This is a genomic window from Sphingomonas sp. BK580 (genome assembly GCF_014194975.1).
In the GTDB taxonomy this organism is placed as follows: domain Bacteria; phylum Pseudomonadota; class Alphaproteobacteria; order Sphingomonadales; family Sphingomonadaceae; genus Sphingomonas.
The window spans coordinates 324,132-337,496 of the sequence record NZ_JACIAY010000002.1; the positions used below are offsets into that span (position 1 = coordinate 324,132).

Annotated in this window: 11 protein-coding genes; 10 read left to right on the forward strand and 1 reads right to left on the reverse strand. The window is 71.8% G+C overall.

The window, feature by feature from the left end; translation table 11 throughout:
- The first annotated feature begins 78 nt into the window (after positions 1-78).
- The 4 genes from greB (at position 79) to FHY05_RS04800 (ending at position 3,436) form a co-directional block, all read left to right on the forward strand.
- Positions 79-561 (forward strand): transcription elongation factor GreB, encoded by a 483-nt coding sequence (greB, locus tag FHY05_RS04785; protein ID WP_183943246.1) that lies wholly within the window; start codon positions 79-81, stop codon positions 559-561.
- A 50-nt stretch (positions 562-611) separates the two neighbouring features.
- On the forward strand, positions 612-845 hold the full coding sequence (locus FHY05_RS04790) for a hypothetical protein (protein WP_183943247.1): 234 nt from the start codon (positions 612-614) through the stop codon (positions 843-845).
- Positions 846-1,008: 163 nt separating this feature from the next.
- A complete protein-coding gene (locus tag FHY05_RS04795) occupies positions 1,009-1,791 on the forward strand; it encodes an NYN domain-containing protein (protein WP_183943248.1) in 783 nt (260 codons plus the stop codon).
- A gap of 19 nt (positions 1,792-1,810) precedes the next feature.
- Positions 1,811-3,436, forward strand: coding sequence for a M28 family peptidase (locus tag FHY05_RS04800; RefSeq protein WP_183943554.1), 1,626 nt, complete (start codon positions 1,811-1,813; stop codon positions 3,434-3,436).
- A 33-nt stretch (positions 3,437-3,469) separates the two neighbouring features.
- On the opposite strand, the gene FHY05_RS04805 is transcribed toward FHY05_RS04800, so the two are convergent.
- Positions 3,470-5,314 (reverse strand): lytic transglycosylase domain-containing protein, encoded by a 1,845-nt coding sequence (locus tag FHY05_RS04805; protein WP_183943555.1) that lies wholly within the window; start codon positions 5,312-5,314, stop codon positions 3,470-3,472.
- A gap of 230 nt (positions 5,315-5,544) precedes the next feature.
- Between FHY05_RS04805 and dapA the strand changes: the two genes are divergently transcribed.
- The 6 genes from dapA (at position 5,545) to ilvD (ending at position 12,974) form a co-directional block, all read left to right on the forward strand.
- Positions 5,545-6,426: a 4-hydroxy-tetrahydrodipicolinate synthase gene (dapA, locus tag FHY05_RS04810; RefSeq protein WP_183943249.1), complete on the forward strand. Its 882-nt coding sequence runs from the start codon at positions 5,545-5,547 to the stop codon at positions 6,424-6,426.
- A 335-nt stretch (positions 6,427-6,761) separates the two neighbouring features.
- Positions 6,762-7,244 (forward strand): SsrA-binding protein SmpB, encoded by a 483-nt coding sequence (gene smpB, locus FHY05_RS04815; RefSeq protein ID WP_183943250.1) that lies wholly within the window; start codon positions 6,762-6,764, stop codon positions 7,242-7,244.
- 15 nt (positions 7,245-7,259) lie between these two features.
- Positions 7,260-7,811, forward strand: coding sequence for a DUF2062 domain-containing protein (locus FHY05_RS04820; protein ID WP_183943251.1), 552 nt, complete (start codon positions 7,260-7,262; stop codon positions 7,809-7,811).
- 320 nt (positions 7,812-8,131) lie between these two features.
- Positions 8,132-10,546 (forward strand): response regulator, encoded by a 2,415-nt coding sequence (locus tag FHY05_RS04825; RefSeq protein WP_183943252.1) that lies wholly within the window; start codon positions 8,132-8,134, stop codon positions 10,544-10,546.
- Positions 10,547-10,597: 51 nt separating this feature from the next.
- Entirely contained in the window at positions 10,598-10,945 is a 348-nt protein-coding gene (locus FHY05_RS04830) for a response regulator (RefSeq protein ID WP_183943253.1), read from the forward strand.
- A 307-nt stretch (positions 10,946-11,252) separates the two neighbouring features.
- Complete coding sequence (gene ilvD, locus FHY05_RS04835; protein ID WP_183943254.1) at positions 11,253-12,974, forward strand: dihydroxy-acid dehydratase; 1,722 nt, start codon at positions 11,253-11,255, stop codon at positions 12,972-12,974.
- Positions 12,975-13,365: the final 391 nt, after the last annotated feature.

A 13,365-nucleotide genomic window follows, 5' to 3' on the forward strand; every position in this document is an offset into this window, starting at 1 on the left:
CGTGCCCGCGCCGCCGCCCGTGCGCCGTCTCCGCGCTATCCGCTTTCCCTCGCGGCCTCGGCTGGCGTAGCTGCGCCGATGGACCGACCCAATTACATCACGCCAGCGGGCTATGCCGCGCTGCGCGCCGAGTACGACCAGCTCTTCGCCACCGAGCGTCCCGCGCTGGTCGAGACGATCGCCTGGGCGGCGGGCAACGGCGATCGCTCGGAGAACGGCGACTATATCTACGGCCGCAAGCGGCTGCGCGAGATCGACCGGCGGCTCGGCTGGCTGTCGAAGCGGATGAAGGCCGCCAAGGTGGTCGATCCGGCGCAGCAGCCCGACCGTGCGCGCGTCTGGTTCGGCGCCACCGTCACCATCGTCGACGAGGATGACAAGGAGCGCGTCCTCACGCTGGTCGGCGACGACGAGGCCGACGCCGGCGCGGGGCGGGTCGGCTGGAACGCGCCGCTGGCGCGCGCGCTGCGCGGCGCCGCGGTGGGCGACCTGCGCCGCGTCCACCTGCCCGCGGGCGAGCGCGACTATGAGATTGTCACGATCTCCTACCCGCCCGGCTGAGGAACGGTGACGCGAGCCAAGCCGTTGATCTCCCATCAAGGAGAAAGACGATGGCGAACGAGAACCCGCGCACCGAGAGCGCGCGCGACCACGACGACAAGGACGTGATCGAGGGCATGATCCCCGGCGGCGAGGCGGTGCCGAGCAGCGGCGGTGGCGCGCTGGCACGCGAGGTCGGCAGCGCGACCGATCTCGGCCAGGTCGACGATCCCGACGGCAGCGTGCGGCCGATCAAGCAGGACGATATCGACGCCGGCGTGGCCTATCGCAGCGACAGGCGGTGAGGCGGGTCTCGGCATAGGTGGGTGAGGTGGCGCGCGACGCGCCACGCCACCCTGAGGCACGAAGCACGCGGCGGAGACGCGCGCCGGATGAGTGCACTCGACCGGGTGGCCGCCCAATCGTCATAAACATTGACCTGCGTCGCCCCACCGCCGATGCAGCGGCATGCCCGCCGACGACCTCCCCACCCGCAACATCGCGCTGCTGATCGACGCCGACAACGCGTCCTGGCACGCGCTCGACCCGGTGCTGACCGCGCTCGCCGAGTTCGGCAGCGTCAACGTCCGCCGCGTCTACGGCAACTGGGTCAAGGAGGCGCTCAAGGGCTGGCGCGACATGACCGTCAAGCACGGGATCGAGCCGCAGCAGCAGTTCGATCTCACGCGCGGCAAGAACGCCACCGACATGAAGATGACGATCGACGCGATGGACCTGCTCCACCGCGGCCGCGTCGACGCCTTCGGGATCATGTCGTCCGACAGCGACTTCATGCCGCTCGCCACGCGGATCCGGCAGGACGGGCTCGACGTCTACGGCTTCGGCAACAGCAACACGCCGGAGGGCTTCCGCAACGCCTGCACGCGCTTCATCGACGTCAACGCGCTGCTCGAGACGACCAAGCCCAAGCGCGCGCGCCGCGTCGAGGTGCCGTTCGACCAGTCGGTGCCGCCCGCGATCGGCACCGCCGCCGCCGCCTCCGCCGCGCGCGCCGCGGGAACGGTCGACGATCCCGAGCTGCTCCACCTGCTTCACGACGCGTACGATTCGCTGAAGCCCGACAAGGACGGCTTCGTGGGTCTCTCCGCGCTCGGGCAGCGCGCCGCCAACCGCTCGAGCTTCGACGTGCGCAACTACGGTTACAAGCGGCTCTCCGACCTGGTCGACGCGATCCCCTCGATCGACGTCGATCGGCGCGAGAACCACGTCTACGTACGCTGGAAGGACTGACCTTTTGACCCGACGCCTCATGTCCCTCGCCGCGCTCGCGCTGGTCGCGGCACCCGCTCTCGCACAGGGCGCGCCGCAGGCCGACCCGAAGCGGCTCTCCGACGACGTCCGCACGCTCGCCGCGCCCGACTTCGGCGGTCGCGCGCCGGGGACGCCGGGGGAGCGAAAGACGCTCGATTGGCTGGTGGCGCGCTTCAAGGCGCTGGGGCTCGCACCCGCTGGGCCGAACGGCCAGTACCTCCAGCAGGTGCCGCTGATCCACACGCGCGTCGCGCCCGACGCCGTGATGCGCGTCGGCGACGTGACGCTGGCGCAGGGCCGGGAGGTCGCGGTGACCAGCGTGCGGCCGGCGACGGCGATCGCCATCGCAGACTCGCCGCTGGTCTTCGTCGGCTATGGCGTGCGCGCGCCCGAGGCGCAGTGGGACGATTTCAAGGGCAGGGACCTGCGCGGCAAGACCCTGGTCTTCCTCGTCAACGATCCCGACTTCGAGGCGCAGCCGGGCGACGACGCCAAGGGCCGCTTCGGCGACCGCCGGATGACCTATTACGGCCGCTGGACCTACAAGTTCGAGGAGGCCGCGCGACAGGGCGCCGCCGCGGCGCTGATCATCCACGACACCGCGGGCGCGGGCTACCCGTGGTCGACCGTCAACGCCTCGAACGGCGAGAATTACGATATCGTCCGCGCCGCCAACGACCCGCGCGTCCCGCTGCAGGGCTGGCTCGAGCATGACGCCGCCGAGCGCCTCTTCGCCGCGGCCGGGCTCGACCTGGCGGCGCTGCGGGTGAAGGCGCGCTCGGCGTCCTTCCAGCCGGTGGCGATGGGCAAGAGCTTCTCGGCCGCCGCGACGGTGAAAGTGGAACGGATCACCAGCGCCAACGTGCTCGCCAAGATCCCCGGCCGCACCCGCCCGACCGAGTCGGTGATGTTCGCGGCGCACTGGGATGCCTATGGCGACGGCCCGCCCGATGCGAGCGGGCGCACGCTCCGCCCGGGTGCCAACGACGACGCGCTCGGCACGGCCGGCGTGGTCGAGCTCGCGCGGTTGTTCAAGGCGGGGCCGGCGCCCGAGCGCTCGCTCGTCTTCGCGCTGTGGACCGGCGAGGAGCGCGGGCTGCTCGGGTCCGAATATTACGCGGCGCACCCGACCATGCCGCTCGCCACCACCGCGGCGAACCTGACGCTCGACATCCTCCAGACCGCCGGCCCGGCCAAGGACGTGGTGCTGGTCGGCCCCGGCCAGTCGACGCTCGACCCGCTGCTCGCCGCGGCGGCGCGCGCGCAGGGGCGGACGATCACGCCGGAGACGTTCAGCGAGCGCGGCCTGTTCTATCGCGCCGACCATTTCTCGACGGTGCGGCGCGGCGTGCCCGCGCTGCTGCTGATGGCGCTCGGCGGCGCGTCGGACCTGGCGCAGGGCGGCCGCACCGCCGGGCAGAAGTGGCTGGACGATTATATGGCCTGCTACCACAAGACCTGCGACAGCTGGGACGCGGGCTGGGACCTGCGCGGCGCGGCACAGGACGTCGATCTCTTCCACGACGTCGGCGCGCGGCTGGCGCGGCCGGGCGTCTGGCCGAGCTGGAGCGCGGGCAGCGAGTTCGCCGCCACCCGCGATCGGAGCGCCGCCGAGCGGAAGTGATCCGCGGGCGCGGTCGGATCCGCCCCGCTACGGTCAGCCGCCGCGGCTGCGGCCCAGGTACCAGCTCAGGTTGTTGGGCCCGCGGCTGCGCGCGCGCGCCGGGTTCATCAGGTCGTAGACCACGGCGTTCTCGAGCACGCGCTGCACGTAGTTGCGCGTCTCGGAATATGGGATGGCCTCGACCCAGTCGACCATGTCGACCGCGCCGGTGCGCGGGTCGCCGTTGGCGCGGAGCCACTTGTTCACGTTGCCCGGCCCGGCGTTGTAGGCCGCGATCGCCAGCGGGTAACTGCCGTACAGCCCGAAGATGCGTTGGAAATAGCTCGACCCGAGCTGGATGTTGTAGCCGGTGTCCTCGACGAGCCGCCCGGCGTCGTAGGACAGGCCGAGCTTGCCCGCCTGCTCGCGCGCGGTGGCGGGCATCAGCTGCATCAGCCCGGCGGCGCCCACGGGGCTGCGCGCGGTGCGGTCGAACTGGCTCTCCTGCCGCGCCACCGCGTGGATCATCGTCCACTGGTCCTCGTAGCCGCCCGGCACCGCGACGGTGGGGAAACCGTTGGCGCTATACTCGGTCAGCCCGTTCTGCATCGCGCTGCGCCCGACCAGCACGCCCAGGTCGGGGCGGCGCAGCTGGCGCGACAGCTCGTCGGCGAGATAATGGTCGGTGTCGCCCTTCGCCACCGCCGCGATCTGCTTCACGAAGGCGGTCTGGTCCTGATACTGGCCGGTCTGGCCGAGGAACTGCGCGGCGCGGACGATCTCGCGCGCGTAGAAGGCCTGGCGCGCGGCCGGGTCGATCGCGGGCGTGGGCGGCGCGGGCGGGGCGGTGAGGCGGCGCCCGAGATGCTCGATCGCGAGCTGGCCGTAATATTGGTCGCGATAGCCCGCGGCGCGCTCGAACAGTGCGGTGGCGTCGGGCTGCTGCGCCTTCTCGGCGCCGCGCGCCGCCCAGTAGAAGCCTTTCGCGCGCGTCTGCGGCGCCTGGCTGGCGCGGCCGTAGCGCTCGAACATCGCGCGCGCGTCCGCCGGGCGGTCGAGCCTGGTCGCGGCCTGGCCGGCGAGCCACGCCAGCGAGGTGTAATCGTCGCGCTCTCCATAGCCCTTGGTCGAGACGTCGGTGCCCGGCGGATAGGCGTCGTCGATCTGGCGCGCGATGTCATAGGCGGTCTGCCACTGTCCGTCCGCCGCCGCGGCGCGCGCGTTGACCAGCAGTACCTCGTAGAACTTCTCGACGTTGCCCGGCAGCGCCATGCCGCTGCGGCTCCGCGCCAGCCAGGAGCGCGCGCTGGGCGAGGCGCCCGCGTCGCGCAGCCACGTCGCCTTGTCCGCGATATAGCCCGGGTCGCGCGCCCCGATCGAGTCGCCGCTCGCCGCCAGCGATGGGGCCTCGGGCGAGTCGCTGCGGAAGGCGAGCCGCGCGCTGAACAGCGGCCGCGCCGCCGCGCTGGTGTAGGGCAGCACGCGCGCCGCCGCCGAGGTGTTGCCCTGCCACAGGAGCGCGTCGAAGCGGCGGTCGTGGTCGGCCGGGGTGAGCGCGCCGCCGAACTGGCCGAGCACCGCCGCCTCGTCCTGTGCCGAGAGCGCGCCGAGCCGCCAGGCGGTGCGCGCCGCCTCCTGCGCCTGAGCGCTGGCGCCCGTCGCCATGTAGGCGCGCGCGCACGCGACCCAGCCCGCCGCGGTCAGCGGCGCCCAGCGGCGGCAATAGGCCGCGACGCTGGCGGGCGCGACGTTCGGGTCGGACGCCTTGCGCTCCACGGTGCGGCGCATCGCCGCCTCGCCGGGCCAGCCGGGGTGCGCGGTGAGGAAGCTGACATAGCTGTCGAACGGCAGCGCGTCGGTCTGCTGGAGCACCTTCCACTGCGCCAGCGGCTGCGCCATGCCGGGCAACGGCGCCGCCGGGCTGGGGACCGGGGCCGGCGTGCCCTGCGGCACCGATACGCTACCATATTGGCTCGCCGCGAGAACCGCGGCGCCTGCTGCTGCTACGACGAAGATCAACGAACCTGCCTTCACTCTCTGACCGACGCGACCGGTGGACAGACTAGCGACCCTAGCCGTATCTGCGCTGAACGGCGCCCCCCAATCGGTCGCAGGAGCAAATTCACCTCATGTTCTCCGGTTCCATCCCCGCTCTGGTCACCCCGTTCGACCCGGCCGGCGGCTTCGACGAGCGCGCCTATCGCGAGCTGATCGAGTGGCAGGTCGCCGAGGGCTCGTCCGCGCTCGTCCCCTGCGGCACCACCGGCGAGGCCGCGACGCTGACGCAGCGGGAGCAGTTCGCGATCGTGCGGGTCTGCGTCGATCAGGCGCGCGGCCGCGTGCCGGTGATCGCGGGCGCCGGCTCGAACGACACCCGCGTCGCCGCCGCCAACCTGCGCGCCGCCAAGGAGGCCGGCGCCGACGCGGCGCTGATGGTCCCGCCTTACTACAATCGGCCGTCGCAGGAGGGTATCTACCGCCATTTCGAGGCCCTGGCGCAGGACGCGCCGCTGCCGATCGTGCTGTACAACGTGCCAGCGCGCACCGTGACCGACATCCTGCCCGACACGCTGGCGCGGATCGTGACCGCGTTCCCGCGGGTGTTCGTCGCGGTCAAAGACGCCTCGGGCGTGCTCCAGCGCGTGTCGCAGCACCGTGCGGCGCTGGGAGCGGACTTCTGTCAGCTCTCGGGCAACGACGACCTCGCGCTCGCCTATGACGCCGTGGGTGGGGTGGGGTGCATCTCGGTCACCGCCAATGTCGCGCCGCGGCTCAGCGCCGACTTCCAGCGCGCCTGCGCGGAGAAGGACATGGCGCGCGCGCTGGCGCTGCACGACCGGCTCTTCCCGCTCCACGTCGCGCTGTTCAGCGATGCCTCGCCGGGGCCGGTGAAATACGCCATGACGAAGGTGAGGCCGGCGTTCCCCGCGGGGCTGCGGCTGCCGATGACCTGGCCGGGCGAGGCGAGCCGGCGGGCGGTCGACGCGGCGCTGGCGCACGCGGGATTGTGAGGTGCGAGGGGGCGTCCTCTCTCATCGTCCCCGCTCCTTCCTACTCGGGCGACCTGATACGTCATCACTCACCCCTCTCCCGTCACCCCCGCGAAGGCGGGGGGCCAGACACGCAGGTCCTCGACGGGGCCGCCACGTCAGCGTTTATGGATCCCCGACTTCGCGGGGATGACGGAAAGCATGGCATGACATACCAGTGGGGTGACGACGTCCAGCGAGGATAGCGACGGCAAGCGGTACGAACAGTCGGCGGCAAAAGGCGATCGTCCCACCTCTTCCGATCGGCCCGCACGTCTCCCTTTGCCCTGGCGCGCGGCTGCGCCTACATCGCGCGCATGTCGCGTCCCAAGCCCGCCACCTTCGACAAGAAGAAGATCGTCGCCGAGAACCGCCGCGCGCGCTTCGACTATGCCATCGACACCACCTATGAGGCGGGGATCGTGCTCAGCGGCACCGAGGTGAAGAGCCTGCGCTTCGGCGAGGGATCGATCGCGGAGAGCTACGCCGAGGTGAAGGGCGACGAGGTCTGGCTGGTCAACTCGAACATTCCCGAGTTCAGCCACGGCAACCGCTTCAACCACGAGCCGAAACGCCCGCGCAAGCTGCTGCTGCACGAGCGCGAGATCAACAAGCTCCACGGCGCCGTCGCGCGCGAGGGCATGACGCTCGTGCCGCTGACGGTCTATTTCAACGGCAAGGGCCGCGCCAAGGTCGAGCTCGCGCTCGCCAAGGGGCGCAAGGCGCACGACAAGCGCGAGCATATCAAGGAGCGCGAGTGGAAGCGCGAGGCCGGGCGCGTGCTGCGTGAGCACAGCTGAGTGCCGGCGCGACCGATGACCGCGTGGGACCGGATCGCGGCATGGAGCCGCCGCAACTTGCCGACGCGCGAGTCGATGGAGCGCAGCCGGCTGCTGCGTCCGGTGGCGCATCGCGTGCTCGCGCCGGAGCTGTGGCGCTTCACCCGCCGCTCGGTGCCACGCGGCGTGGCGCTGGGCATGGTCGCGGGGATCCTCTTCCCGGTGGCGCAGATCGCGATCGCGGCGCTGATCGCGCTGCCGTTCCGCGCCAACGTGCCCGTGGCGGCGCTGGTGACCTTCATCACCAATCCCTTCACCACGCCCTTCATCCTGTTCGCGGCCTATCAGATCGGCGCCTGGCTGCTGCGCTCCCAGGCGCCGGCGGTGGCCCAACCGGTGGCGGAAGCGGCGACCGGCTGGCTGCAGTGGCTGTGGGACGCGGGGCCGCCGCTGGTGCTCGGGCTGCTGGTGCTGACGGCGGTCGCCGCGGCGCTCGGCTACGCGCTGGCGGCGCTGGGCTGGCGGCTGTGGATCGCGCGCAAGTGGCGGCATCGCCACGAGCATCGCCGCCACGCCGGTTGCCACTGAGCCCGCCGCGACGCTGGCGCCGCGTGCGCCGCATGGATAAGGAAGCCCGCAGCCGAGCTGTGACAGACGAGAGGGTGCCACGTACATGCGTTTGACCGCCGCGGCCGCGACGTCGCTGCTCGCTCTCTTCCCCGCCGCGGCGTACCCACGGAGCGACCGGTCTCGGGCGGCGGTCGCGCACCGTCGGGCAGGCGCCGTCCGACCAGCGCGCGCCAGCACCGCGCGGCATGGTGCCCCCGCGCAGCGATCCGGCGCGGCGCGGCGCGGGACGCCGCATCGCGCGCCCGACCAGCGCGCGACGATCTGGTGAGCGCGGGACGATGATCCCGCTCGCCTCGCTCGACTCGCGCGGCTGGTGGCGCGGCCAGCGCGGCGCGCTCGGCATCGCGCTGCTCGCCGGTGCACTCGCCGCGGCGCTGGTGCTGTGGCTGATCGGCGACATGGCGGTGGCGTGCGGCTTCGTCGCCGCGGCGCTGGTGCTCGCCGGAGTCGCCGTCGCGGTGATGCGGCTGCGCGCTCCCGAGGCGGCGGGACCGGCGGTCGAGCATGACTGGGAACTCGTCCGCTCGCTCGCCGAGTCGAGCGACGACGCGGTCGCGATCACCGATCGCGGCGGCCGACTGGTCTGCGCCAACGACCGCTACGAGCAGCTCTTCGGCGGCTTCCCGACCCCGCCCGCGCTGCCGCTGGTCGGCGACGGCGCGAGCCAGCTGGCGGTGGCGGGCCGGGCGGCGTGGCGCGACGGTACCGCGCGCGCCGCGCTGCGCGGCGCGGCGGGCGCGATCGACGCGGTGATCGCGCGCACCGGGCAGCAGCAGGACTTCCTGATCTGGCGCTTCCTCGGCGCCGTGGCACCGACCGGGCAGGTCGCGCGGCTGCTCGAATCGATCGACGGTGGCCTCGGCCACCAGCTCGGCGCCGCGGGGGTGATGGCGGCGCTGATCACCGCCAACGGGCATGTGCTCTCCGCCAACGCGGTGCTGCGCACGCGCGCCACGGGTACACCCGACGGTACGATCGTCGACGAGGATCTCGCGCGCTTCCTCAGTGAGGACCCGGGCGGCACGGTCCGCTTCCTCGCCGAGGGCGCGAGCGCGACGCCGATGCGGCTGCTCCAGATCCCGCTCGGCGACGACGCCGATGCGCCGATCCTGGTGGCGATGGTCGACGCCGACAGCGGCATCGCCGGCGGCGGCGCGGCGGAGGACCTCGAGGGACTGCTGATGCTGATGCCCTTCGGCGTCGCCCTGGTCGATCGCGAGGGCCGCTTCACGCAGATGAACCGGGCGTTCGCGCGCGCCGCCAGCGTCGAGCCCGGCGCGACCCCGACCTATCCCGGCGACCTGGTCGTCCGCGAGGACAAGGCCGCGGTGGCGGACGCGATCCGGCGCGCCAGCGGGGGCGGGCGCCCGATGGACCTGGCGGTGCGATTGAAGGACCATCCCGACGAGCCGGTGGCGCTCTCGATCGCTGCCGCCCGCGGGCTCGGCGACGCGGCGGTGCTGCTCAGCCTGAAGGACAACGGCGAGGAGAACCGGCTCAAGCGCGAGGTGGCGCAGGCCACCAAGATGCAGGCGGTGGGCCAGCTCGCCGGCGGCGTGGCGCACGACTTCAACAACATCCTCACCGCGATCATCGGTCACTGCGACCTCATGCTGATGCGCCACTCGCCCGGCGACAGCGACTATGACGACATCCAGCAGATCCGCGCCAACTCGAACCGCGCCGCCAGCCTGACGCGCCAATTGCTCGCCTTCTCGCGCCAGCAGACGCTGCGGCCGCAGGTGCTGCAGCTGCCCGACGTCGTGTCAGAGGTGTCCAACCTGCTGCGCCGGCTGATGGGCGAGACGGTGACGCTGGAGGTCAAGCACGGGCGCGACCTGGGGCCGGTGCGCGCCGACCCGGGCCAGCTCGAGCAGGTCGTCGTCAACCTCGCGGTCAACGCGCGCGACGCGATGCTGAGCAAGGGCATCGGCGGCAAGCTGACGATCCAGACTCGGTCGGTGCCGATCGCCGAGATCCGTCGCCGCGGCAGCGACATCGTGCCGATCGGCGATTACACCGCGCTCGACGTCTCCGACACCGGCACGGGCATCCCGCCGGAGGTGCTGCCCAAGATCTTCGAGCCCTTCTTCACCACCAAGGACGTCGGCAAGGGCACCGGGCTCGGGCTCTCGACCGTCTACGGCATCGTCAAACAGTCGGGCGGGTTCATCTTCGCCGACGCCAAGCCGGGACAGGGCGCCACCTTCACCATCTACCTGCCGGTCTATGCCGCCGGCGCGGCGGAGACGGGCGCGGGGCCCGCCGCGAGCAAGCCGGCGCCTCGACAGCGCTCGGGTGACCTGTGGGGCAGCGGCACGATCCTGCTGGTCGAGGATGAGGACATGGTCCGCGCGGTGGCCGAGCGCGCGCTGGCGCGGCAGGGCTATACCGTGCTCGCCGCCGAGAACGGCGAGGCGGCGCTGGAACTGATGCAGGGGGTCGATCGGCCGACACTGGTGATCTCGGACGTCATGATGCCGGTGATGGACGGGCCGACGCTCGCGCGCCAGCTGCGGCAGGTTCATGCCAACATCCCGATCCTGTTCATGTCGGGCTATGCCGAGGAGCAGCTCCGCCGCTCGATCGACCTCGACAATGTCGCGTTCCTGCCCAAGCCGTTCTCGGTCCAGCAGCTCGCCGAGGCGACCCGCGACGTGCTGTTGGCGCAGGAGACCCGCGGCGGATCATAACGGGTCCAACCATCTGTTGCGCCCGCGCGCGAGCGCGCTATGGCTCGCGGCATGACGATGCGCGTGCTCCTGGTCGAAGACGAACCCCTGATCGCGATGATGCTCGAGGACTTCCTCGACGCGCTCGACAAAGGCCATGCCGGCACCGCCGACAGCGTGGAGGCGGCGCTGCCGCTGGTCGAGGCGGGCGGCTTCGACGCCGCGATCCTCGACGTCAACCTGCGCGGCGGCGAGAAGAGCTTCGCCATCGCCGACGCCTTGGCGGCGCGTGACATCCCGTTCGTCTTCGCCACCGGCGGCGGCGGCGACGAGATCGCGCCCGAGCATCGCGAGCGACCGCGGCTGGCCAAGCCGTTCACGATGGACAATGTCGAGAAGGCGCTCGCCGATCTGGGGTGAGATCGGCACGGCGTCCTACTCCAGGTCCCCTCGATCTGTCTCGCATGCTTCGCCATCCACGCCGCTCCGCTCGGAGCGTCGTTTCGTCATCGCTTTCACTCTCGTCATCCCCGCACGGGCCGGGATCCCTGACCGCTGAGCTCGCGGCTCCGTCGCGAACCTGCGCCTCTCGATCCCGCCGTCGCGGCGATGACGGAAAAGGGAGGGCCACCGTGCGCACGCTGACGCACCGCCAGCCGCTCGATCCTCCCACCTGCCACAACATACTTGCGCGAATGCCTCCTCCCGCGACATAGGCGTGCGCGACATGACCCAGACCTTCGACAAATCCCGTCTGCCGAGCCGCCACGTATCGGTCGGCCCGGAGCGCGCGCCGCACCGCAGCTATTACTACGCCATGGGCCTGAGCGAGGAGGAGATCGCCCGCCCGTTTGTCGCGCTCGCCTCCGCGGGCAACGACAGTGCGCCGTGCAACACCACGCTCGACGCGCAGGCCGATGCCGCGCGCCGCGGCGTCGAGCAGGGCGGCGGCATGCCGCGGCGTTTCAACACGATCACCGTCACCGACGGGATCGCGATGGGGCACCAGGGGATGAAGGCCTCCCTGGTCAGCCGCGAGGTGATCGCCGACTCGGTCGAGCTCAGCGTCCGCGGCCATTGCTACGACGCGCTGGTGGGCTTCGCCGGCTGCGACAAGTCGCTGCCCGGCATGATGATGGCGATGCTGCGGCTCAACATCCCGTCGATCTTCGTCTACGGCGGCTCGATCCTGCCGGGCCGCTTCCACGACCGCGACGTCACCGTGGTCGACGTGTTCGAGGTCGTCGGCAAGTACGCCGCGGGCGCCTGCCCGCTGTCCGAGGTGCACGAGCTCGAGAAGGTCGCCTGTCCCGGCCACGGCGCGTGCGGCGGCCAGTTCACCGCCAACACCATGGCCTGTGTCGGCGAGGCAATCGGGCTCAGCCTGCCCAACAGCAACATGGTGCCCGCTCCTTATACCACGCGCGAGCAGATCGCGGTCGCCGCTGGCGCGCAGGTGATGGAGCTGGTCGCGCGCCAACTGCGCCCGCGCGACATCTGCACGCGCGCCGCCTTCGTCAACGCGGCGCGAGTCGTCGCGGCGACCGGCGGCTCGACCAACGCCGCGCTCCACCTCCCCGCCATGGCGAATGAGGCGGGCATCGACTTCGACCTGTTCGACGTCGCCGAGGCCTTCAAGACGACACCGTACATCGCGGACCTCAAGCCGGGCGGCAGGTATGTCGCCAAGGACATGTACGAGGCGGGCGGCGTCTACATGCTGATGAAGACGATGCTGGCGGGCGGGCTGCTCGACGGCGACTGCCTGACGGTGACCGGTCGTACCCTCGGCGAGAACATCGACGAGGTGACCTGGAACCCCGACCAGAAGGTGATCTACGACGTCCGCACCCCGATCACCCCGACCGGCGGCGTCGTCGGGCTGCGCGGCTCGCTCGCGCCCGACGGCGCGATCGTCAAGGTCGCGGGGATGCACCGGCTCCAGTTCGAGGGGCCGGCGCGCTGCTTCGACTGCGAGGAGGACGCCTTCGCCGCGGTCGAGGCGCGCCAGATCGCCGAGGGCGAGGTGATCGTGATCCGCTACGAGGGACCCAAGGGTGGTCCCGGCATGCGCGAGATGCTGTCGACCACCGCGGCGCTCTACGGGCTCGGCATGGGCGAGAAGGTGGCGCTGATCACCGACGGGCGTTTCTCGGGCGGCACGCGCGGCTTCTGCATCGGCCATGTCGGCCCCGAGGCCGCCGAGGGCGGTCCGATCGCGCTGGTCGAGGACGGCGACTCGATCCGCATCGACGCCGAGGCGGGGACGATCGACCTGCTCGTCGACGACGCGGTGCTGGCGGAGCGCCGCGCGCGCTGGACGGGGCGCGAGAACGCTTATGGCGCCGGCGCGCTGTGGCGCTACGCGCGGAACGTCGGGCCGGCGTACCAGGGCGCGGTGACGCATCCCGGCGCGAGGGCTGAGCGCCACATGTTCGCGGACATCTGAGCGGGACGCCGCTCGTCTGGGCGTCTTCCTCTCGTCGCCGAGGATGACGCTACCTTTCGCTGAGGTCGCGCGGTGCCCCGCCTCGCTCCGTGATCCCGGACTTGGTCCGGGATCGACCGTGCCGCTTACTCGCAGGCCCGGATGCAGGGGGACGCCCGGCTCTTCGCGCCAGGTCCGGGATGACGGAGAGCTGAAAGGGGCGGGATTCCCCTGCAGCACCGCGCGACCACTCCGGGGCAGGTCCTCGAACCCCGCCGTGTCAGCGCCCGCGAACCGCCCATCGCCGCGCGCCTTATACGCTCACGCTAGCACCCCCGCATTGACACGCGCCCCGCCATGCGGCTCAGACGTGCCGCTCGCGCCAGCGCCGATCGCGCCCGCGCCGTGAGAT